General features: G+C 39.0%; 20 protein-coding genes. 11 read left to right on the top strand and 9 right to left on the bottom strand.

The genetic code is table 11. From position 1 onward, the window contains the following. Positions 1-7 precede the first annotated feature (7 nt). On the bottom strand, positions 8-931 hold the full coding sequence (locus tag LKF16_RS06220) for a DMT family transporter (protein WP_291469696.1): 924 nt from the start codon (positions 929-931) through the stop codon (positions 8-10). A gap of 319 nt (positions 932-1,250) precedes the next feature. Between LKF16_RS06220 and ald the strand changes: the two genes are divergently transcribed. Both ald and LKF16_RS06210 read left to right on the top strand, forming a co-directional pair. After that, entirely contained in the window at positions 1,251-2,366 is a 1,116-nt protein-coding gene (gene ald / locus LKF16_RS06215; protein WP_291469694.1) for an alanine dehydrogenase, read from the top strand. 11 nt (positions 2,367-2,377) lie between these two features. Further along, the gene (locus LKF16_RS06210; RefSeq protein ID WP_291469692.1) at positions 2,378-3,772 is read left to right on the top strand and encodes an APC family permease; all 1,395 of its coding nucleotides are present in this window, start codon (positions 2,378-2,380) and stop codon (positions 3,770-3,772) included. Positions 3,773-3,820: 48 nt separating this feature from the next. On the opposite strand, the gene LKF16_RS06205 is transcribed toward LKF16_RS06210, so the two are convergent. After that, positions 3,821-5,257, bottom strand: coding sequence for a C69 family dipeptidase (locus LKF16_RS06205; protein WP_291469690.1), 1,437 nt, complete (start codon positions 5,255-5,257; stop codon positions 3,821-3,823). Positions 5,258-5,382: 125 nt separating this feature from the next. On the opposite strand from LKF16_RS06205, the gene LKF16_RS06200 reads away from it, so the two are divergent. The 3 genes from LKF16_RS06200 (at position 5,383) to LKF16_RS06190 (ending at position 10,685) form a co-directional block, all read left to right on the top strand. After that, positions 5,383-6,681 carry a nucleobase:cation symporter-2 family protein gene (locus tag LKF16_RS06200; protein ID WP_291469688.1) on the top strand — a complete coding sequence of 433 codons (1,299 nt, stop codon included), beginning with the start codon at positions 5,383-5,385 and terminating at the stop codon, positions 6,679-6,681. 233 nt (positions 6,682-6,914) lie between these two features. Next, a complete protein-coding gene (locus tag LKF16_RS06195; RefSeq protein WP_291469686.1) occupies positions 6,915-8,693 on the top strand; it encodes an LPXTG cell wall anchor domain-containing protein in 1,779 nt (592 codons plus the stop codon). Positions 8,694-8,939: 246 nt separating this feature from the next. Continuing rightward, positions 8,940-10,685, top strand: a complete 1,746-nt coding sequence (locus LKF16_RS06190) for an Ig-like domain-containing protein (RefSeq protein WP_291469684.1) — start codon at positions 8,940-8,942, stop codon at positions 10,683-10,685. 81 nt (positions 10,686-10,766) lie between these two features. Here the strand turns inward: LKF16_RS06190 and LKF16_RS06185 are convergent, their stop codons facing one another. Continuing rightward, on the bottom strand, positions 10,767-11,669 hold the full coding sequence (locus LKF16_RS06185; RefSeq protein ID WP_291469682.1) for an aldo/keto reductase: 903 nt from the start codon (positions 11,667-11,669) through the stop codon (positions 10,767-10,769). 137 nt (positions 11,670-11,806) lie between these two features. Between LKF16_RS06185 and LKF16_RS06180 the strand changes: the two genes are divergently transcribed. Together LKF16_RS06180 and LKF16_RS06175 are read left to right on the top strand one after the other, a co-directional pair. Further along, positions 11,807-13,699, top strand: a complete 1,893-nt coding sequence (locus tag LKF16_RS06180) for a fructose-1,6-bisphosphatase (protein WP_291469680.1) — start codon at positions 11,807-11,809, stop codon at positions 13,697-13,699. A 131-nt stretch (positions 13,700-13,830) separates the two neighbouring features. Next, positions 13,831-14,352, top strand: coding sequence for a GtrA family protein (locus LKF16_RS06175; RefSeq protein ID WP_291469678.1), 522 nt, complete (start codon positions 13,831-13,833; stop codon positions 14,350-14,352). A 38-nt stretch (positions 14,353-14,390) separates the two neighbouring features. Here the strand turns inward: LKF16_RS06175 and LKF16_RS06170 are convergent, their stop codons facing one another. Further along, positions 14,391-15,677 (bottom strand): uracil-xanthine permease family protein, encoded by a 1,287-nt coding sequence (locus LKF16_RS06170; RefSeq protein ID WP_434735160.1) that lies wholly within the window; start codon positions 15,675-15,677, stop codon positions 14,391-14,393. A gap of 365 nt (positions 15,678-16,042) precedes the next feature. Between LKF16_RS06170 and LKF16_RS06165 the strand changes: the two genes are divergently transcribed. Continuing rightward, the gene (locus LKF16_RS06165; protein ID WP_291469676.1) at positions 16,043-16,645 is read left to right on the top strand and encodes a histidine phosphatase family protein; all 603 of its coding nucleotides are present in this window, start codon (positions 16,043-16,045) and stop codon (positions 16,643-16,645) included. An 83-nt stretch (positions 16,646-16,728) separates the two neighbouring features. Continuing rightward, the gene (locus LKF16_RS06160; RefSeq protein ID WP_291469675.1) at positions 16,729-17,445 is read left to right on the top strand and encodes a demethylmenaquinone methyltransferase; all 717 of its coding nucleotides are present in this window, start codon (positions 16,729-16,731) and stop codon (positions 17,443-17,445) included. 1,037 nt (positions 17,446-18,482) lie between these two features. Here LKF16_RS06160 and LKF16_RS06155 read toward each other — a convergent pair. The 5 genes from LKF16_RS06155 to LKF16_RS06135 form a co-directional block, all read right to left on the bottom strand. After that, positions 18,483-18,920, bottom strand: coding sequence for an Hsp20/alpha crystallin family protein (locus tag LKF16_RS06155; protein WP_291469672.1), 438 nt, complete (start codon positions 18,918-18,920; stop codon positions 18,483-18,485). Between the two features lie 135 nt (positions 18,921-19,055). Continuing rightward, the gene (locus LKF16_RS06150) at positions 19,056-19,727 is read right to left on the bottom strand and encodes an ABC transporter permease (protein WP_291469670.1); all 672 of its coding nucleotides are present in this window, start codon (positions 19,725-19,727) and stop codon (positions 19,056-19,058) included. After that, the gene (locus LKF16_RS06145) at positions 19,727-20,650 is read right to left on the bottom strand and encodes an osmoprotectant ABC transporter substrate-binding protein (RefSeq protein WP_291469668.1); all 924 of its coding nucleotides are present in this window, start codon (positions 20,648-20,650) and stop codon (positions 19,727-19,729) included. The genes LKF16_RS06150 and LKF16_RS06145 overlap by 1 nt, the downstream gene beginning before the upstream one ends. A 2-nt stretch (positions 20,651-20,652) precedes the next feature. Next, positions 20,653-21,288: an ABC transporter permease gene (locus LKF16_RS06140; protein ID WP_291469667.1), complete on the bottom strand. Its 636-nt coding sequence runs from the start codon at positions 21,286-21,288 to the stop codon at positions 20,653-20,655. Then, positions 21,285-22,484, bottom strand: a complete 1,200-nt coding sequence (locus tag LKF16_RS06135) for a betaine/proline/choline family ABC transporter ATP-binding protein (protein ID WP_291469665.1) — start codon at positions 22,482-22,484, stop codon at positions 21,285-21,287. The genes LKF16_RS06140 and LKF16_RS06135 overlap by 4 nt, the downstream gene beginning before the upstream one ends. Positions 22,485-22,562: 78 nt before the next feature. On the opposite strand from LKF16_RS06135, the gene LKF16_RS06130 reads away from it, so the two are divergent. Together LKF16_RS06130 and LKF16_RS06125 are read left to right on the top strand one after the other, a co-directional pair. After that, positions 22,563-22,925, top strand: a complete 363-nt coding sequence (locus LKF16_RS06130) for a DUF488 domain-containing protein (RefSeq protein ID WP_291469663.1) — start codon at positions 22,563-22,565, stop codon at positions 22,923-22,925. Between the two features lie 101 nt (positions 22,926-23,026). Then, complete coding sequence (locus LKF16_RS06125; protein WP_291469661.1) at positions 23,027-23,869, top strand: helix-turn-helix domain-containing protein; 843 nt, start codon at positions 23,027-23,029, stop codon at positions 23,867-23,869. Positions 23,870-23,894 lie beyond the last annotated feature (25 nt).

The following is a 23,894-nucleotide window of genomic DNA, read 5'->3' as shown; positions in this document are numbered from 1 at the left end:
CCTTTTGTTACTGAGAATCTGCATCAAATCGATTTAAAACATAAATTGCTACTACAACAATAATAGCACCAGCGACTTCGGCAAAGTTAACTTGTAGCGATAAGAATAGAACACTTAACACTAGGGTAGTAAAAGGCTGGACCGCATCAGTGATACTGATAGTTGCGGCAGTGGTGTATTTAGTACTGAATACCATAAGTAAGAAGGCAATAACGTTACTCAATAAGATAACGCCAATAACGCCCAGCAATCCTTTTGTTGAAAGGTGCGGTGCGTTGACCCACATTGGATGGAAAAAGTTTGAGAAAATACCTGCAAAAAGCATTCCCCAACCAGTTACCAAAAGTCCGTTGTGCTTAGCGATCAATTGTTGTGGGATAACGATATATAAAGCAGCGGTGATACCACTACCAATTCCCCAAAGTACTGATGAAAAAGGAATGGCGAGTTTTGAGAAGTCACCACGTGTGATCAGCAATACAACACCAAGTAAAGCGAGGGCAAAAGAAATCACGTCGACACGTAATACTTTTTTATGGAAAAAGATTATCGATCCTAACATGATAAACAATGGCGATAAGTATTGAAGGATTGTTGCAGTTGATGCATTTCCTTGTTGAATAGCATAAAAGAACGTGTACATATTTAAAAACAATCCAAAAATTGAAAACGCAATCAAAGTCAGCGTTTCTTTCCAAGATTTAAAAATCGAAAAGAATTCATTTTTGGGTAAAACAATTAAAGCAATTGCTAACAGGATAACTCCGGCGACAGTTGTTCTAACGCCAACGAACCACATTGCAGGAATGTTCATGTCTTTAGCGACAATTTGTTGAACAGCTCCAGAAATACCCCAAGTAATTGAAGCAATTAGTGCCAGAAAGAAACCTTTTTTTAGTCTTTTTCTGATCTCTTTAGTACTTTCTTCCATAAAAACCCCTCCGTAACCAAAAACTATTACGCCTATTATACCGTTAGGAGTCTTAATTTGGGAATGTTTTTATCTGGATAACAAAAAATTGGCATAGCATTTATTTAATAAATGACATGACGTTTGCCACATTGTGAAAAAAGTTCTATCCCATTATAACAATATATTATAAATATTTACTTAATCATAACCGTTGACACGGCAATGTTATAACTATTTTTGTAAGAATATCTTACGAAAAGTGATTGTGAAATTTATAAAATCTTGCTATACTGTGATTGCATTAAGAAAGCGATTTCAATTTTAAGGAGGCGCCATTATGAAAATTGGTATACCCAAAGAAATTAAAAATCACGAAGAACGTGTTGGTATTACACCGGCCGGAGTTGCAAATTTGGTTCGGGCTGGGCATGAGGTCGTAGTTGAGACCAATGCCGGTGTTGGATCAGGATACACAGATCCACAATATAAAGAAATGGGAGCAGAGATGGGTTCAGCAGAGGATGCTTGGAACTGCAATATGGTTATCAAAGTTAAAGAACCTCTGGAAGCTGAGTACAAATATTTTAGAAATGATTTGATTATTTATACATATCTTCACTTAGCTGCTGACAAGAAACTCACCGAAGCTCTACTCAAGAGTGGAACCACCGGAATTGGTTATGAAACGATGGTTGGACCAAGAGGTGGATTGCCACTATTAGTTCCAATGAGTGAAATTGCCGGACGTATGTCAGTCCAAGTAGGGGCACATTTCCTCGAACAAGTAAATGGTGGTAAAGGATTGTTACTTTCAGGTGTTCCCGGTGTTAGACGTGGTGAAGTAACCATCATCGGCGCCGGAACAGTAGGATTCAACGCAGCTAAGATTGCAGTTGGATTAGGTGCAAACGTAACAATTCTTGATATCAACGCAGCAAGATTGGCAGAAGTAGAAAATATTTTTGATGGAAAAGTTCAAACATTGATCTCAAATCCTCATAATATTGCCATGTGCGTTAAGAAATCTGATTTAGTAGTCGGGGCTGTATTAATTCCAGGTGCAGTTGCTCCAAAACTAGTTACAACTGAAATGATCGAAAGTATGGAACCTGGTTCTGTAGTGGTTGATATTCCAATTGACCAAGGTGGTATTTTCGAAACTAGCGTTAAAGCTACAACTCATAGTGATCCAGTATTCGTATCACATGATGTCTTGCATTATACAGTTGCTAATATACCTGGTGCAGTTCCAAAGACTGCTACTGAAGCACTTTCCAGTGCAACAATTCCTTATGCAGTAGAAATTGCTAACAAGGGATTAAACGAAGCCGCAAAGAACAATACTATCTTGACAGGTATCAATACTTGGGATGGTAAATTAACTGAAAAGGCCGTAGCAGATAGTTTGGAATTACCATACGCACCATTTGCTGCTGACCTTCAGACCAGTTAATGTAACAAACAATGGATAATAACAAAATTGACATAAAGATCCTTTTGGATAATGCCAAAAAAGGTGATCGTAAGAAAACCTTAGGTCTGTTTGATCTTTCGATTCTGGGGATCGGAGCAATCATCGGTACTGGTATTTTAGTATTGACTGGTATCGTGGCTGCAACCGATGCGGGACCTGGAGTTGTCTATTCATTCTTGATCGCGGCATTAGCCAGTGGACTGATCGGTCTGTGCTATGCGGAGCTAACTACTAGTATCCCCAATTCTGGTAGTGCTTATGTATACGCGTGGGCCTCGATCGGAAAACGTGTAGGATTCTTTGCCGGTTGGACATTGTTAGGTGTGTATATTACTACTACCGCAACTGTAGCGAATGGATGGTCTGGATATGTCCATTCATTCTTCGCCGAATTTGGCGTAGAAATTCCCAAAGCTTTAATTATGTCTCCATTTAATGGCGGGATCATCAATCTACCTGCTGTCATCATGATTTTTCTTGTAACATTTGTTTTATCGAAAGGTACTAGCGAAAGTAAAGTTTTAAATAATATCTTAGTTCTAGTTAAGATTGCAATCATTGTCTTGTTTGTAGTCGTAGGATTTTCAGATATTAATAAAAGTAACTGGACACCATTCTTACCATACGGTGTATCTGGCGTCTTCGCCGGAGCCTCAACAGTGTTCTTTGCCTTCTTAGGCTTTGATGCATTAGCCACTTCTGCTGAGGAAACTAAAAACGTGCAAAAGACTCTCCCTAAAGCTATCCTCATCTCCCTGATTGTAGCTACCCTAATGTACGTTGTTGTAAGTTTGGTAATGACAGGTGTCGTAAAGTTTGATCGTTTAAACGTTCCGGAAGCTATGTCATTCGTTCTTCTAGAAAAAGGTCATAATGTAGCAGCACAAATAATTGCTGCCGGTGCGATCCTTGGTATCATCGCTGTTGTGCTCGCGTTTATCTACGCTTCAGCCAACATCATGATGTCTATGAGTCGTGGTGGATTCCTTCCTAAGAAATTTGCTACATTAAATAAGAAGTCAGGTAGTCCTAATAACGCTTTATGGCTAATTGGATTCATTGCCGCAATTTGTGCAGGATTGTTGGATATTAAGAATTTAGCCGTGTTCGCTAACGTTGGCTCGCTATGTGTGTTCTTCTTGATTTCTCTGATGGTTATCTTGTTACGCCGTCAGCACCCAGATCTAGAACGTCCTTTCAAAGTTCCATTTGGATACGTTATTCCAATCGCATCAATGATCGTTTGTATCTTGCTACTAGCCAATCTCCCCCTAAATGCTTGGCTCAACTATGCAGGCTGGTTATTGATCGGATTGCTAATGTATGCTTTCTATTCGGTAAAACATATCGATGCAGAAAATTCGATGAAAGTAGATGTAGATTAGTTAAAAGAAACAAAAAATCACTTCATAATGAAGTGATTTTTTTGCGTATTATAGGTTTGCATCCATATCAAAAGTTAATTTCGAAAGACGAATTCCTTTAGTGTAAAGGTCGGCAAACATTTGATGTGCTTTTTGAGCCATTTGGTCAACGATTTGGTTGTTTCTCTTGGTTAAAAAGGCGGATAGGTCGTTGCCTGAGTGATCCTTAGCTAACTTATCAGTTTCAGCAATGGCTGTTCTTAATTCTTGGCGACATTCAGTTAAGTAGTCGATATCGTCTTGAATGAATTCTGTGTAATGCGATTCAACTAGCATTGATAAAGCATTGTACATCCAATAGGCATTTTTGAATTCAAACTTAGGAGCAACGTCACTATATGATTCTGGAGTTTCGTCCATATTAGTGTAGAAAGGAATGTATGGGGTAAAGGTTGGAAAACCGACACAGAGCCACATAATTGCAGAAAATTCTTCAGGAACGTCGTTTCTGATCTGCAAAACATGCGAGTTTTGAGTTCTGTTCAAACCGATTGGGCGATAGCGATGCTTATCGTCTTCAGAAGCATAAGGACTGTATGGATCGAATGGGGTTTCATTATAATGTGAACCCAAGACATATTCGATATCATCGACATTGATCTTGTGATCAGTCTTCATGATGAATGGTAGATCGCCATCTTCTGGGTCTTCTTCAATCTCTGGATTGAAGTACTTGTGACCGAACCAAACACGTGAAGTATTGTAGTGACGGTCTTTAAGGTTAGTCGTACCAAAGATATGTCTGAAATCGAATCCAGTTTTATCAGTATTTAAATGATGTTCTTCAACAAATTCTTGAATTCCATCTGACCACATAAATTGTGATGGGTCATTGAAATCAACTTGTTGGATCGAAACACGATTAGCAGCAACAGCATAACAGTCATCAGGGATGCGTTGAGCGACCCAGTGATGTCCAGTAACGATTTCCATATACCAAATATCGTCTTTGTCACTGAATAGTAGTGAGTTTCCAGCAGGTGATCCAAATTGTTTGATCAAATCAGCAGTTCTTAAAACGGCTGACTTAGCTGAGTCAACAAATGGCAAGACCATTCTGACGATAACGTCTTCGTCCATACCATCTTTAACTAGTGGATCAAATGCTAAAGCACGTTCGTTACCATAAGTACTTTCAGTTGCTGACATGGCAACGTTAGCACCGTTGATACCACTCTCATCGTAATAGCCCAGAGTTTTGTAATCAACGTTTGGAACGGCTGGCCATTTGTAATTATCAGCTGGTAGTTCAGCCTCAAATTTATTCAAGTAAGATTTAACTTTTCTTCCTGATTCGCCTTCGACAGCAGGATGCATGACAAATTTTTGAGGATTGATTGGATCAAAAGTATCGTCATTTCTTGCGATCATTGTAGAACCATCGATGCTGGCATTTTTACCAACAAGAACGGAGGTACAGGCATCCTCTAAATGATTTTTTTTCATTTTTGTGGAACCCTCCTAAGTGTAATTAGCTTTATTTTAGCATAGGTATAATCAAATTTATTTAATGGCACTGTCATATCGGTCAAAAAAGATGATATAATTTTTCAAATAAGTAGGGGGTAGATATGGACTTAAAAATGGATAAACAAGCGGACGGATTTTTTAAAAATCTGATCCTCGGCCTACAACATTTGTTGGCCATGTATTCAGGAGATATTTTAGTGCCAATTTTGATTGGTACAGCACTAGGTTTTTCAGCTACACAAATGACTTATTTGATTTCTGTCGACATTTTTATGTGTGGAGTGGCAACGTTATTACAAATTAAACGCACTCCTCTAACAGGTATCGGTTTACCGGTGGTACTTGGTTCAGCGGTCGAATATGTTACACCATTGCAAAATGTTGGGCACCACTTTGGGATTGCCTACATGTATGGTGCGATTATTGCCGCCGGTGTCTTTATACTACTGATATCCAAATTGTTCGCAAATCTACAGAAATTCTTCCCACCAGTGGTTACTGGATCTTTGATCACTTTGATTGGTTTTACTTTAATTCCAGTAGCTTTTCAAAACATTGGTGGTGGGGATGCCACAGCCAAAAACTTTGGTAGTCCTCAAGACTTGATCCTTGGTTTTGTCACAGCATTGATCATTATTGCCTTTACGATCTGGGGTCGTGGTTTTATTCAACAGATCGCTATCTTGATCGGTATTGTTGCTGGATACATCATTGCTGTATTTATGGGTAAGATTGGTTTTGAGAGCGTTAGTTCAGCACACTGGTTCCAAGTGCCAATGCCATTTTACTTTGCAACGCCTAAGTTCGAGTGGTCATCAATTGTAATTATGCTGTTGGCTGCTTTAACTTGTATGATCGAATCGACTGGGGTTTATTATGCTCTAGCCGAAGTAACAAAACGTGATTTGAGTAAAAATGATATGCAACGTGGATACGCTTCAGAAGGTATCGCTGCTATCTTAGGCGGGATTTTCAATACATTTCCATACTCGACTTTTTCACAAAATGTTGCGATCGTGCAATTATCAGGTATCAAAAAGAATAAACCAGTTTATTTTTCTGCATTCTTATTGATTTTACTAGGATTGATCCCCAAGGTCGGAGCAGTTGCGACCCTAATTCCTAACTCAGTGTTAGGCGGGGCTATGTTAGTAATGTTTGGAATGGTTGGTGCTCAAGGTATCAAGATGCTATCTCAAGTTAAAATGACTAATAGCAACTTGTTGATCATGGCAATCGCAATTGGTTTAGGAATTGGTGTAACAGTTCAACCAACGTTACTTCACTTCTTGCCTTCAACATTGCAAACAATCTTAAATAATGGATTAGTTGTCGGAAGTTTTTCAGCTATTATTTTGAATATGATTCTAAATCCAAAGAGTTTAAGATCAAATAATTAATTTTTCTGGGACACGATTTCAAAATCGCGTCCTTTTTTTATTGCATGCATGAATGCTGATATATCGGTGTTTGTTGCAAAAATTTTATGGAAAAAATTATAAAGGCACATGAAAATAAATGTTATGTTCCTAACAAGTCTAATTGCTATCTTAACTGTTTCAAACGTGTTAGTTTAGATAGTGATATTGATAGAAAGTCTCATATAGGAGGTAGTAATTTAGGAGGATTTTTTTTGAGAAAACTATTGCCTTGGTTAATTGCGACAATAGCTACATTTTTGTTGGTAGTATGTAGTACAACTTCAGTCAGTCAGGCTAAAGATATTACTTCATCTACTTCGGGGGTTAGCGTTAGTAGCGCTGTCATTAAGGATTCAAATGGCAGAGTTATTGGTCCAAACGATGAACTACCCATGAACGAAAGATATTCTGTGAACTATCATTATAAAGTATCTAGATGGGCAGCAGTTAGTGCTGGAGATACCATCACTTTCGAGATTCCAAGTAATGTTTATGTTCATGAGGATAAAGATTTTCCTTTGATCAACGCAAAGGGAATCGTTACTGGTAACGTTGTTGTGAAAAAGGGTGCTCATACGGGGGTTTATACCGTTAATGAGAATTTCCCTAACACTGACCGTACCGGAAATATTGGCGTGTACGTAATCGGAACTGTACCAGAAACTCCTGGCGAATTATCACCAATTGCTATGAGTAAAGAAGGTACATGGGTTGACCCAAGCAACCCAACTGCCATCAATTGGACGGTTACTATGCTCGGGAAGGGTAATTCATTAGTAAATCCGGTTATTACGGATACAATGAGTGCAAACCAAAGCTATGTCGAAGGCACAGCTAAATTGGTTGATTTTCGAGGAAATGCTATTCCGGTTAATGTTTCTCAATCTGGACAAACATTAACTTTCAAAGCAGAGGGCGCATTTGTTGGAGATTTATTCTTGACTTATCAAACTAAGCCAAATGATCCAACAGCTGCCGGAACTTTTGACAATACTGTTGTCTATTCAGATGATGAGGGAAATACTGGTTCAGCTGAAGGCACGATTTCGCGTGAAGAAATCAAGCCAACACCAGCACCGGCTCCAGACCCAGATCCGGAACCAGCACCAAATCCAGCTCCGGCACCGGCTCCAGGACCAACACCGGCACCAAACCCAAATCCAGCTCCAAACCCAGAACCAACAGAACCAATTGAACCACCGGTAATTACTCCAGCTCCTGGTCCAGGAACAACCGAACCAGGTGTTCCAGCACCACCAACAGAGCCAGGAAAGCCAAATCCAGCACCTGCTCCAGATCCTGAACCAACAGATCCAATTTTGCCACCAGATATCATACTTGTACCAGGACCAACTGATCCAGGTACAACAGAACCAGGAAAACCTGATCCAGCACCTGCACCAGGACCAACCGATCCAGGTACAACAGAACCAGGGAAACCTGATCCAACGCCTGCACCAGGAGAACCAGATCCAGGTGTAACTGATCCTGAAAATCCTGCTCCAATTGAACCAGGGAATCCTGATCCTGAGAATCCAGGTACACAAGAACCTGATACAGAAAATCCAGATGGTGGAAATTCTGGAGATTCAAATTCAGGCGATTCAAATTCCGGAGATTCAAAACCAGGATCTTCAGATGGTAATTCAAATTCTGGAAATTCAAAACCAGACGTAACTGATAATGGTCAATCTGGTTCAACTAATAATAACGATTCAGAATCAGACGATCCATTCACTGGAAATGGCTCAAGCAATAATACTTCTCATTCAAGTAATGGAAGTACTGTTGATTACGGTGAAGAATCAATTATGGATGATGTAAATGGACTTCCTCAATCTGTTACTACTAATGGATCAAGACCTGTTAATTCATTAAACTCACTTCCACAGACAGGCGAAGCTAAAAATAATGTCTATCTTTTAAGTGGAATTATGTTAATGGTTTTTGGTATTGGAATGGTGACATTACGTCGTCGTAAAAATATTTAATAGATTTATCTAGATTTAAAAAGTGAATGGCGATTTTTATCGCGGTTCATTTTTTTTGCCATGATTAAATTTGGAAATAAATTAGGATTAGTTGAATGATTGAATTTGATAAAATAATGTGTTTTAAGGTAAAAGTTAGTTATGAAACTAACAAGCTATCTATTATCACTTTCAATATCACGGTGTTACATTGTAGTTGGATATAGACATGGTAGGTTATATAGGGGTTGTCGAAAGGGACTTTATATGAAGAAAATTTTGCTTTCGCTTTTTGCAACCTTAGCAGCATTTTTGTTCTTTTTTGTCGGCTCAACGTCTAACGCTTCGGCAGCTAATATAACTCCGTATGTATCTGGAGTTAGCCTAAGCGATGCTGTTATCAAAGACGAAAATGGCACGGTTGTGCCCCATACTGCAGTTTTACCGCAGAATGAGGAATTTACTGTGAATTACAAATGGAGTATCGCTAGAGGTGTAAAAACTCAGTCAGGTGATACTTTTAATTTTCAAATTCCGGATAATGTCAAAATTGTGGCTGATAAGGAATTCCCTCTTACATTAAGTAATGGTGTAAGAGGCGGTACAACAACAGTTCCAGCTGGATCCCATGTAGGAACGGTTACTGTTAATAAGAACTTTCAAAAATACACTAACCGGAATGGATTCATCAGAATTGTTGTATACGGTACTGAAGCACCACCTACAGAATTAGCACCGATCGTAATGAGTAAGACTGGTGCATGGGTTGACCAAAATGATCCAACCACGATCAATTGGGCAATTGACGTAATTTCAAATGGTAATTCATTATTGAATCCTGTCTTTACGGATACAATGAGCGATAACCACAATTACGTTGAAGGAAGTGCTAGATTGATGGATTCAACGGGTAATGAAATTCCAGTAAACGTTTCTTTGAATGGTCAAACTTTGACCTTTAAAGCTGACGGTACGTTTGTTGGAGATCTAACGTTGACCTATCAATCTAAACCATCAGATCCGACTGCTGCTGGGACATTTGAAAACCTAGCAAGTTACTCTGATGATAGTGGTAATAGTGGTTCTGCGGAGGCATCAGTTTCACGTCCAGAAATTGATACCGGAACTACGGAGCCTGAACCAGAGCCAAATCCAACGCCTCCGGTTGTAACTCCGCCAGCTCCAGAACCTGAACCAAATCCAGAACCAACGGAACCAATTGAACCACCAACAATTACTCCCGCACCAAGTCCTGAACCAGGTCCAGGAACAACGGAGCCAAGTACTCCAGAACCTGAACCAAATCCAGAACCAACGGAGCCAATTGAACCACCAACAATCACTCCCGCACCAAGTCCTGAACCAGGTCCAGGTACGACCGAGCCAAGTACTCCAGAACCTGAACCAAATCCAGGTCCAACTGAACCAACAGAACCAATTGAACCACCAGTAATTACTCCAGCTCCAGGTCCAGGAACAACGGAGCCAACCGAACCTGGGAATCCAGATACTGATGGCTCAGGTACTGAAGAGCCAGGAACTGGTTCCCCAGATACTGAGAATCCTGGTACTGAAGAACCTGGTACAGAGGAACCGGGAACTGGCAACCCAGATACTGATGAAAATGACGAGGAATCTGATGCATCAGGATCAGGTACTGGCAATCCAAGTACCGACAATTCCAATAATGAAGGATCAGGTTCTACTCAACCTGGTACCGATGAAAATGGAACAACTGACTCTAACAGTTCCAATTCATCAAATCCTGCAACTTCAGGATCAACAAATGATCAACAAGTATTACCAAATGTAACTGGAAATACTTCAAATGGAACAACTGGAACTTCCACAATTAGTCCAATGAATAATGGTGGTCTTCCAATTGCTGCATCATCAAATAAATTCCCACAAACAGGCAATAGCAACAATAAGACTGCTTTAGTAGTCGGAGTTTTGATGTTGATCATGGCTGTTCTTGGATTAGCTGTATTCAGTCGTCGTAGAACAAACTAGTGTTACAAGGTAAATAAATTTAAGCAATAAAATAAGGAATCGTGAGAAATCACGATTCCTTATTTTGGTTCTATTAACAATTTAATGGATAAATTCTTTATCGTCATCCCAGCTAGCAACGCTATCAGTATATCCTTCTGGATTTCCTGACCACTTGAAGCCGCCGTACCAAAGACTCCGATCATCGTTATCAAGTCCGTTGATAAGTTTGACGTCATCTTCGCTTAATTCGAAATCATAAATATCAGAGTTTTGAACGATTCTGTCTTCATGGACTGACTTAGGGATGGTGATCACGCCACGTTGTAAGTCCCAACGAAGAATGATCTGAGCTACGCTCTTATCATATTTATCGGCGATTGATTCTAAGACCTTGTTTTGAAGAACACGTCCACCGCCAAGTGGAGACCAGGCTTCAAGATGAATGTTATGTCTATCGCAGAATTGTTTGATATCGCCTTCTTGACAAACTGGATTGAATTCCATTTGGTTGACAGCAGGTTTGATCGAAGCCATCTTCAAAATATCCTTTAATCTTGAGATATTGAAGTTTGAAACACCGATTGCCCGAGCCTTACCTTCGCGATAAATGGTTTCAAGAGCCCTCCAAGTATCCATATATTTTCCATCTACTGGCCAGTGGATCAATAGAAGATCGACATAATCAGTTTGTAAACGATTCAGTTGACCTTCAAAGTTATCCAAAGTTGATTGATAGCCTTGATCACCGTTAAAAATCTTTGTTGTTAAAAATACATCTTTACGTCTTAAATTATTATCAGCTAATGCTTTGGCTAATCCTTCGCCAACACCAGCCTCGTTACCATATTGTTTAGCAGTATCAATGGCACGATAGCCATGCTTGATCGCCCATTGTACAGATTGTGCAGCTCCAGCGTTATTGATTTGCCAGACACCCATTCCGAGTTGTGGCATTTTAACGCCGTTGTTTAGTGTGATCGTTGAATTCATTGTTAAACTCATTCTAACACCTCCACAAGGCCATTATAGGATAAAAAATATTGTGATACCAAAAATTGAACTGCCAATGGTATAGATATAAGTGGTACAATAATTAAAGCGTTTACATTGTTTTTTTAAAGAGAGGTCTAGGTTAAAACATGAAGAAAAATTTCACAAATGATAACGAAATCAAATCTGAAATTATCAATCTTTCAGCTATTCTTGATCTTCCCAAGGGAACTGAAGCTTTTGTCAGTGACATTCATGGTGAGTACGATGAGTTTGCTCACATCTTAAGAAATGGTTCCGGAAATACGCGTCAAAAAATTTCTGAATTATTTACAGGTCGCTTAACCGAGGACCGTCAGAAAAAATTTGCTTTCCTGATTTATTATCCTTCCGAAATTTTAGGTCAGATCAAGAAGGAGTTTACTAAGGACGTCGATTTGGAACAATGGTACTTTGATGTCTTTAATGAATTGATCGATATGTTGCGTTATACGTCGATCAAGTACACGCGTTCAAAGGTCAGAAAGGCAATCAAGAACGACTTTGTTTACATTACTGAAGAATTGCTCTATGCAGACCAGTCAGACTTAACTAAACGTAGCTATTACCGCGAAGTAATGGAAGATATTATCAAGCTTGGCATGGCAGATTCATTCATCATTTCAACTTGTCATACTATTCAGCACTTGGTCGTTGACCACTTGCATATTATTGGGGATGTTTATGATCGTGGACCTCGTCCAGATTTGATCATGGACCACTTGATGAATCGTTGGGGCAGTTTAGATTTTCAATGGGGCAACCACGATATCCTTTGGATCGGCAGTCTTTGCGGGTCAAAACTTTGCATGGCCAACTTGATCAGAATCAGTGCTCGTTACAATAATTTGAAATTATTGACGGATACTTATGACATTGATCTAAGTGACCTCAAGGAATTTGCTGAAGAAAACTATACGCCGCTCCCAGTCTTCAATCCCCGTTCTGATACCGGCGACGAGATCGATAGCTCAGATTCTATATATGACAACACAGTTCAACAAGCAATGGCAATTATGCAGTTTAAACTCGAAGGGCAAGCTATCAAACGACGTCCTGATTTTGATATGGAAAATCGAATGCTATTGCATCGGCTTTCACCAGACCGAAAGAGCATTGATATCAATGGAAAAATTTATCCGATCACTAACGGCTGTTTCCAATTGGTCGATCCCGATGATCCTTATCATCTGACTAAAAAAGAACAGAACATTATTGACGACTTGATCCGTCAATTCATTGATTCGCCAAAACTTCGTTATCATATGTCATTTATGATGAGCAATGGTTCGATGTATCTTAAATACAATGGCAATTTGCTGTTGCACGGCTGCGTCCCAGTCAATGATGACGGAACAATGCAAAAATGGACTGTCGAAGGAAAAGACTACTCTGGTAAATCTCTATTCGACTTTTTCGAAAAGACCTTGAAGGATGGTTTCCAAAATCCGAGTGTGGATGATGGCCTTGAAACGGATGTTATTTGGTATTTGTGGACTGGAAAGATGTCGCCACTATTTGGTAAGGAATCGATGACGACATTTGAACGTTACTATATTGAAGACAAAGAACTTCACGTTGAGCATAAAAACGCCTATTATTCATTGAGAAAAGAAGAGTGGTTCGCTGATGAATTACTCAAAGAGTTTGGACTAGATCCAGATGAAGGCCATATCATTAACGGTCATACACCAGTCAAACGTGGACACACGCCAATTATGGCCAACAGAAAGATTTTCGTTATCGATGGTGGAATGTCCAAGCCATACCATAAGACCACTGGTATCGGCGGATATACCTTGCTATCGAACTCCTATGGCTTCCAACTAGTCACGCATGAACCATTTACAACACGGGCTAAAGCAATTGCAGATATGACCGATGTTGTATCGACAAAACGTGTTATCGAACAGTCTGCGAAGAGAAAAACTGTTGGAGATACTGATGTTGGCGACAAATTAAGAAAACAAATTGTTGAATTACAAGCTCGTTTAAATAAATAGATTGATCCATTAAAACGTCCAGTTGAAAAAATTGGACGTTTTTTAATAAAAATTTTTGTGATACTATTTTAATATCATTAAAAAAGGTCTAATATAGAGTTAGTGAACTATACAGGAAAGGGGTCAAAGTTATGAATAATCAAACGCATCTGCACGACGACGACAAAGTTTCTAAACTAGTCAACGATATTTCAGAAGGTATCAATGATGCGGGAACAACTTTCCCCAGCGAAAGTGATCCTGTTCAAGAAAGCAACGTTAAACAAGGAATTCGATATATTTTATGGGGACTAATTTCGGTAGTCGTTAATATTGGAACTTTTTATTTACTGTTTCAGATTTTTAGATTAAATTACCAATTTGCCAACATTGTTGCTTGGGTATTAAGTGTTCAAGTAGGATTCTGGGTCGATCGTGAGATTGTCTTCAGACACAAATCCGATACGGCAATCAAAGAAATGACAGCTTTTTACGGAACGCGTATTTTTACCTATCTGATCGAAGCATTAACGCTTTGGGTCGGTATTTCACTATTGTCTGCCAATGGTAACTTGTCAAAAATCGTTGGTCAGTTCTTAGCAATTGTCGGTAACTATGTATTTTCCAAATTCTTTATTTTCGCCAATCACAATACAGGTAAGAAATCAGAGTAAATTAAAAAGTCATCCGAAAATTTCGGATGACTTTTTGTTTACTCTTCTGAAAGAGCTTCTCTTGGCAAAATTAGATTTAATAAAATACCCATGATCGTGGCAACACCGATTCCAGTAAATTGGAAGGTTCCAATTTCTAGGTAAGCATTACCGATACCGATAACTAAAATAACTGATGCAATCATCAAGTTACGTTTTCGGTTAAAGTCGACTTTGTTATCAACTAAGATTCTTAATCCACTTGAGGCGATAACGCCGAAGAGGATAAAACTGATTCCCCCGATTACAGGTCCAGGGATAGTTTGAATCAAAGCACTCAATTTACCGACAAAACCGAATAATGCTGCAAAGACAGCAGCACCGACAATGACGTAAACACTGAAGATCTTGTTAACGGCCATAACACCAATGTTTTCACCGTATGATGTAATTGGTGGACCACCGACTAAACCGGCAAAAATCGAAGCTGTACCATCACCGGCTAATGTTCTGTGTAAACCAGGATTTTTGAAGAAGTCACGATGAGTTAATTCATCTAGGACCATGATGTGACCTAAATGTTCAGCCATTGTAACAAAGGCAATTGGCGCAAAACTCAGGATCGCGTCCCAATAGATCTGTTTTGGATGGTAACTAATAAATGGAAATTCGAATGCAGGAAGCTTGAACCAAGGCGTTGAAGCTACCTTTGAAAAATCGACGATTCCTAAAGCAACTGATAGTGCATAGCCACAAATAATACCGAGAAGAATCGCAATATTACTCCAGAATCCTTTAAGATACATATTGAATAATACCGTCAGCAACATGGTTGCCATCGCAATTCCAAAGTACTTTAAGTCGTAATGCTTTCCGTTCATCATTGCATTGTTAGCTGCAGAACCGGCAACTGAAAGTCCAATGACGATAACAATTGGTCCTACAACGATTGGTGGCAGTGCTCGATCGATCCAGTCAGATCCGGCAATACCAACGATTGCTGCAACGATCAGATAAACGAGACCAACTGCAATAGTACCTTGAGCAACTCCGGCGTATCCGGCGGTTTTCATCAAGGCGATACTTGGCACAATGAATGAGAAACTGGAACTCATGTAAGCTGGGATGCGACCTTTAGTGATCAAAATGTGCAAGATGGTACCAATACCAGAACTGAATAGCGCGATACTAGGATCCAATCCAACTAGCAATGGCACTAACACTGTAGCCCCAAACATTGAGAATAAATGTTGCAGTGAAAGTAGTGGCCAGCTGGCTAGCGGCGGACGTTCATAGAGGTCCAAGACCGCTTCAGGATTTCGATAATTCTTATCATTTGTATCCAATTTATTGCCCCCTAAATTTTTTCAAAAAAATAGTCCTCTATCCCGTGATTGCCGAAATAAAAGACTTAAGTGATCCTTATTAGCCTCGCGGGACTAAGATTAAAGGTTATTCAATTTTCTTAATAGTATAAAATTTGAAAAGGTATGTCAATAAAGCACGGTGATGTTATCGCATTATTAGAAATACGATAGCGATGGGTCAGCATATTGCTTGCCTACCTATAATCAGATTTCATACAATAGGTCTGAACCCCAAGATATAGTCATATACGAATGACTTGGCGGAGTGGCATTAATAATATTCTTACAAAGATTATAAACGTGTTTCGATTTTTTAAAAAATTGCATTTAAAAGGAGTTTTAAATTGGCTGAATTATATGTAGTCCGTCACGGTGAAACGGACACTAACAAAGAAATGAGAATTAACGGTCGTTCGACAAATATGCCCTTAAACGAGAAGGGCATTCAACAAGCCGAGAATCTAGCCAAAGAAATTGATATGTCATCGTTTGATGTTGTATACACTAGTCCGATGACACGAGCCTTGCAGACAGCAGAGATTTTGAACAAGGGCGTTCACGACGAGTTGATCCAAGATGACCGTTTGTACGAAGCTGATTACGGATCATGGGACGGCGTATCAGAGGATGAATTGGAAAAGAAGTATCCACAAACTTTTGATGAAAATGGATTTTTATTGCCTAGCTATATCAATTACGCCGAAAATGCTGAAGACTATGAACACGTCTACCAACGAGTCGAAAGCTTTTTGCAAGATGTGACGAAATTGGGCGATAAGAAAGTTATGGCAGTCTGCCATGGATTTATCAGTCGGGCAATTTTTAAACAAGTTACCGGAATTTCCGATATTTCAAAAGTGGTTCAATCAGCTAATGCGGGGATTTCGAAGTATCAGTTGACTGAAAAAAATCGTTATCTGAGATTTTATGCTCGAAAAAAAATTTAATGAGTAAATGGTTAACGCTGAACCCCGAAATTAACTTATAATGGTATATAACTATTTCATTGAATGTAAGGGTGAGTGTTTAGATGGCAAAGTTAACAAACAAGGTCCCAGAAAAAGATGTTCAAGACGTATTTAATTCAATTGCGGGTAACTATGACAAGTTAAACTCGATCATGAGCTTAGGAACCCATAATAAGTGGCGTATGCAAGCTACCGAGATGATCAAGGGAAATCCACATGATATCTTAGATCTTTGCTGTGGAACGGCTGATTGGAGTTTAGTGCTAGGTACCAAATTTCCACAATCGCATATCATTGGATTGGATTTCAGCAGCGAGATGTTGAAAATTGGACAAAAAAAGGTTAATGAGTCTGGCATTGATAATATTCAACTCAAGCAAGGCGATGCAATGAATTTGGATTATCCTGACAATACATTTGATGTCGTGACGATTGGATTTGGCTTGAGAAATGTTCCGGATGCTAACCAAGTTTTAAGCGAGATTTTCAGAATCTTAAAGCCTAATGGACAATTAGTTTGTTTGGAAGCATTCAAGGTGGATACTCCGGTGGTTAAGTGGGGTTGGAAGCTTTATTTCAATGAGATCATGCCAGCAATGGGTAAGGTTTTTGCTTCCAAGAAGCAAGAGTATCAATATTTGGATGATTCGGTTAACAAGTTTGTCAGTATCAGACAATTGGTTAGAATGTATCGGGATGCAGGATTTATCAATATTCGTGTTCACAATTTTATGATGAAATCGGCAGCGATTCATTATGGAATGAAACCAAATAATTAGTAGTAAGGGCTATGCGAGAGCATAGCCCTTTTTTGTATGCGGGCCGACTCCGGACGAAAATCGCTTTCGGGGATCCGTGACATGCTGGCATCCCTAGTGTTGGTTGGCGTAGCCAACATTTTAAACGGTGGCGCACGCGCTGTGGCGACGTACGCTCCTTCTTAAAGCTTGGCCTCATCCTAAGCAATAAATTGCTAAGGATGATTTCAGCATTTGGTCCCCACGCGATTTTCGTCCTCCGTCTAAACAGAGTTAAGTCAAATTCTCTTTTTATGTTGAATGAAGGTATGCTGGCAGCTTTTCTCTCAATTAAAAATTAGCAATGCAAAATGTATCTGATAACTGTGATTATTATCTTTTTGATGGTTAAATTTTCGGAGCACAAAAAAATAACACTCAGGGGAAGGAGTGTTATTTTTTTAAGTTAGGGATTATTTAGTTGTATTTTTGTTATAGGGGGGAGTGTAGTAAGAGGACTCTCTGTTCCTCTCATCTACAAGTACTATAATAATCAAAAATATTGAATAAATTATTTTGAGAGTATGAAACATTTGTGAAGATGTCGGGTCTTCAAAAACAAAAAAAGAACACTCTGGGGAGGAGTGTTCTTTAATATATTTAGGGGATTAAATATTTATATATGTTATAGGGGGGAGAGATGAAAGACGTTTGTTTCTCTCATCTACAAGTAATACTATAACCGACAAAAATGAACTAATTATTTTCAAACTATGAATTAATTGTGAAGATTGGTCTAGTTGATCACAAATTTAATGTTAGAACAAAAAAATAGTATCCCGGGGAAGGATACTATTTTTTTAATTGTTATAGGGGATTAAATATATCTATTTATTATAGGGGGGTGAGAGGAAGGAACTTTCTTCCCTCATCTACAACTAATACTATACTCAAGCTTTATGAACTATTTATTCTCAAAATGTGAAGATTTTGTGAATTTTAGAGTAGGCGTTATAACGCAGACAAAAAGAGCTTAGGATCTTGTTCCTAAGCTCTTTGTACTAGTTTGTAATTTGTAATTAGTTTATTTCGATATGGTGACTTGAGTCTGTTGTCTTAGCTAACTTTGGCAACTTAATGTCTAGAACTCCATTGTCATAGTTTGCTTCGATGTTATCAGAGTCAACAGCTGGTAAGTGGTATTGTCTTGCAAAGCGTCCGCTTGAACGTTCGCTCATAATGACATCGCCATTCTTATCATTTTTGTCTGCAAAGTCGTCACGGTGTCCGCTGATAGTTAAAGTATTGTTATTGTAGCTGACATCGATGTTCTTCTTGTCAAAGTCAGGCATGTCTACACGAACTTGATAATCCTTGTCTGATTCTTTGATGTCTGTTTTCAAAGCTTCAGCTGATGGTAAGTTATCACCAAATAATGATGTAAATCCATTCATCCAAGGATCCATGTTCATCCAATCTCTAATATCATTACGACGGTCCATAATTTCATTTGCCATATTGATGCTTCCTTCCATAAATGAGTTATAACGGTGAGTGATTTCTTATCTCTCATTCACTTTACAAATACATTATAGTTCCTCATTTGATAATTGCAACAAAATAGCACTCAAAAGTTATGAGTGCTAATAAAATTATTCTTCGTCTTCTTTAAAGTAGCCGGTTGGTTCAAAATGCTTTTGCAACAAGCCGATAATTAAATCAGTAACGATGGCCATGATTGCTGTTGGCAAAGCACCTGCCAAGATCAATGGGGCACCATCAGTTGCATTAGTACCACGGATAATTAGATCACCTAAACCACCCGCTCCAACAAAGGCACCGATAGCGGTATTACCGATGGCAACCACCATGGCGGTTCTAATACCAGACATAATAACTGACATAGCTAATGGAAGTTTGACCATATACAGCAATTGAAATGATGTCATCCCCATACCACGAGCAGAGTCGATAGTATTGGGATCAACGTTTTTCATTCCGGTGTAAGTGTTTTTTAAAATAGGCAACAACGAATATAGGAAAATTGTAATGATAACCGTATTCACGCCTAATCCTAACCAAAGCATGATGATCGACAGCATGGCCAAGGATGGGACAGTTTGAATAACGTTTGCGACACTAATGATAAAGTCGCCTAAGTGGTAGTGATTTGCCATGTAAATACCAAGTGGTATACCGACAACAGCGGCCAGCAAAACACCGTAAAATGAAATTAAAAAGTGGCGTCCAAATTGTTCCAATAAATACATTCCATTATGGGTGAAGTAAAAGACCAATTGGTTCCACAAGGGTTGATTAGCCATTATTTATCACCTCGGAAGTAGTTGTGTTTAACTAAGAATTCATGAGCCACGTCTTCAGGTTCACGTAGGTCATTGTCGACTTGGTAGTTCATAGTCTGCATTTGCGACAACGAAATATTGCCATCCAGACGATGCAGCAATGGTTTTAATTCAGGATACTTTCGTAACAATGAATTATTCACGACCATACTTGCATCGTAAGGTGGGAAAAAGTTTTTGTCGTCAGGTAATATCTTTAAGTTGTAACTCTTGATCCGACCATCAGTTGAATATCCTAAAACAGCTGACATTTTACCGGCAGCAACGGCTGAATAAACTAATCCGATCTGCATTGGATAGACACGCTTGAATTCAAAACCATAAGCCTGTGAAAAAGGTTTATATCCGTCATCGGGGCGGTTGACCCAAATATTGTCAGCACCGACATCTATTTTTGAAGCGATGCTCTTCATATCGCTGATCTTATTCAAGTGATATTTCTTAGCAGTTTCTTGCGTGACCAACATATTGTAAGTGTTTTGGAATCCATAAGTTGGCATCCACGTCTCATCGAATCGTGATTTGTATAGCTTTTTAATGACACGATTAGCAGTTTTTTCATCCTTGATTGGTGCGTGATTCAAGGTCGTGATCAATTCATTACCGGTAAAGTTATCTGAAGCAATATCAGCATCGCCGTTAACTAAGGCTTGATGGACCAATTGTCCAGAACCTAAGTTGTTGACGATCTCGGTGTGATGATCAGTTTCGTGCGAAATCAGCTGCATAATGATCTCAGCCAAGATCATTGATTCAGTTGTCGAAAGACTGGCAACTTTGATGGTATCTTTTGAAGTTGAACCTAATCCAGGCCAACCGCATCCTGATACAAAAATTAAGAGTGATAAGCAGAATAAAGTGATGATCTTTTTAAATTTTTTCATGATCACACCTCAATTCTTTTAGTGACTGGTGTGATGTGCTTTTCTAGTTTGCCTAATAAATAGTCAGAAAGAATAGCTAGGATCGTGACTGGAATAGTTCCACCAATGATCAAGCTTGGGTTGTAAAGGTTTAATCCATCAAAGATGAAATCACCTAGACCACCGGCACCGATATATGATGCCAGAGTTGACCAAGAAATAACGTAGATTGTGGAAAGTCTAATACCAGACATGATAATTGGCATGGCCATTGGAATTTCAACGTGCATGATCGACTGCATGGTGGTCATACCCATCCCTTTTGCAGCGTCAACTAGGTTGCGGTTGACCTTAGCCATTCCAATGTAAGTGTTTCGTAAAATTGGCAATAATGAATAAATAAACAAAGCGACAATAGAAGGTAGTTTTCCGATACCAAAGATCGGAATCATTAAAGCTAGCAATGCTAGAGACGGGATTGTCTGCAACATACTAGTAAATGACATTATGTATTTAGCCGTCTTGGGAAACCTGGTTAACAGGATTCCGAGCGGAACAGCAACGATAATACCTAATAAAATTGAGAGTCCAGAAATATAGATCTGTTCCCAAGTTTTAATGATCAATTCGGAACCGTGCTGATTGAGAAAGTCAATCATGCCTTTTCACTTCCTTCGGTGATCGAAGCAGGTAGGTTGGCATCTTCGGGATTTTCTAATTCATCCTTACCCCAGATGGCATCGTAAACGACGTTTACTAACGATGCACGGGTAACGATTCCGATCAGTGTGTTGTCAGAGTCGACAACCGGAACGTATTTGTATCCTTGTTTCAAGATCCGTTCACTAGTATCTCGTAAATATGAGTCGGCACGGACTTTGATCAAGTTGTTAGCATAAATATCGCTGACACTGAGGTCCTTTGAATAATGATCGTTAATTGTTTCGAGATCAATGTAACCTTTTAATTTTTTACTATCGTCGGTAACTAATAATGAGTCGACATGGTGTCTGCTCATTTCCCAAATTGCTTCTGAAAGAGATTTTCCTAAAGTAATGTGAGCTGGATTTTTCGACATGATATCGCCAACGGATAAAGTATTTTGTTGAGCTTGCAATAAACGTTCCTCACCTAAGAGGTTTTTAACGAAGTTATTAGCAGGGTGCTGCAAAATATTATCTGGCGTATCGTCTTGGATAACTTTTCCACTGTCCATGATGACGATATGAGTAGCTAATTTTAAGGCTTCATCCATATCGTGGGTAACAAAGACAATGGTCTTACCTAATTGTTCTTGGAGATGTTTAACTAAGTCTTGTAAGTTGTCACGCGTGATTGGGTCTAGGGCCCCGAAAGGCTCATCCATCAAGATAATATCTTGGTCGGCGGCCAAAGCACGCACAACACCAATTCTTTGTTGCTGCCCACCAGATAACTCAGCTGGATAACGATCCAAATAGCTTTCTGGCAATTCAGCAAGTTTGATTAATTCGGTGGCCTTCTGGTCCATTTTTTCCTGAGGCCATTTCAATAATTTTGGTACGAGGGTGATGTTGTCCTTGATAGTCATATGAGGCATCAACCCATTGTTCTGGATGACATATCCAATTGTTCTTCTAAGCTTAACGGGATCATATTTTTTAATATTTTTCCCTTTAAAAATAATTGTTCCTTTACTAGGTTCTAACATTCGGTTGATCATTCGCATTGTGGTCGTTTTACCTGAACCAGAAGTACCAATGAAACAAACGAATTCCCCCTCTTTTACGGTAATGTTGACGTCTGAAACCGCCGGCTTGCCGCGGTAAATCTTTGCTACATCCCTAAACGAGACAATTTCTCTAGTAGTAGCCATAAAACCTCCTATAAATGTATTAACGTTTGCTATGATACAATTATGTTGAAATTAATTCAAAAGAGGTCTAGTTATATTATGAGTAAATTAATTGTTAAACGTATATATGACAAGGATCTGCCCGCCGGATATCGAATTTTAATTGATCGAGTTTGGCCACGTGGAATGTCCAAAGTTAGGGCACAGTTAGACTTATGGGCAAAACAAATTGCACCATCAGCAGACCTACGGAAATGGTTCTCGCATGATCCCGAGAAGTTTCCAGAATTCACGAAAAAATATCGTGCTGAATTAGATGCAAATGAAGCAACGCCCGATTTTATTAAGTCGGTCAAATCTGCATTAAATGATCAAGATGTTTTACTTCTTTATGGCTCAAAAGAGCAAACTTACAACAATGCAGCCGTATTAAGCAAGTATTTGGAAGAAAAACTCAAATAACGCAACAACATAATATTGAAAACGACTATTTTTTTCTTATTGAATTACCAATTTTTAGCTATTATAATATTATTCATAAGCAATAAGTTGGGAAGACATATATGGAAGAATTTGATATTCAAGCACTGTTGTCGAGCAATGAAAAAACATTGATTCGGCTTCTAGAGGATTATGCGACAACCAATCATATTGTGGCTTATGTGCTGGATAACGCTGGTGATCTCAAGTCAGACATATTCGGAAATACTAGCAATCAGAATTTTGACGAACTAGTCGAAATGAAGAATATGAATGAAATTACGGACAAACATCTGGACTATAACTTAGCCTATGCTGATGACTCATTGAGGGTGGCATCGATTGGGCAAATAGTCGGTAAGGTCTGCGTTGTATGGCCAAATACAGATGTCAGTAGTAAAGGATTGTTGACCGCTCAGTTAAGAGAACACTGCGACTTTTTGAAACGTTTGATCGAAAGCCTCAGTCGTATCTTGATCGATAACCACGGCATCAACGCCTTTATGATCAAGTATCCAGTTGAAGTTGACGATATTATTGATGAGCTAAATGACGAGGACAACTTAGCTTTGCAACAATTGAAGAAACTTTCAACTTCAAACGAAGCAATTATTTCTGCCATTGAATACATTGATGAGAACCTTGATAAGCATCTGACATTAGATCAAGTATCTAGCAAGGTTTTCTTGTCGGATTATTACTTTAGCAAGCTATTCAAAAGAGAAACTAAATTGAGTTTTTCAGTATATCTCAATGCTCGTAAAATACAGCAAGCCATGATCATTTTGAAGCAGACTAGCCACTCGATCAGCGAAGTTTCTGACGAGCTTGGTTTTACGCGGATCAGTTACTTCTCGCAAACATTTAAGAAGTACACCGGTTATACGCCGTCTGAATTCAGAAATGAAGATTATTTAGAATTATAGTTAGTAAACGACTGTCAGCAGATGG

It is taken from the genome of Companilactobacillus sp. (assembly GCF_022484265.1).
Taxonomy (GTDB): Bacteria; Bacillota; Bacilli; order Lactobacillales; family Lactobacillaceae; genus Companilactobacillus.
Note: the sequence above shows the minus strand (reverse complement) of the source record. Positions and strands in the feature narration are given on the sequence as shown.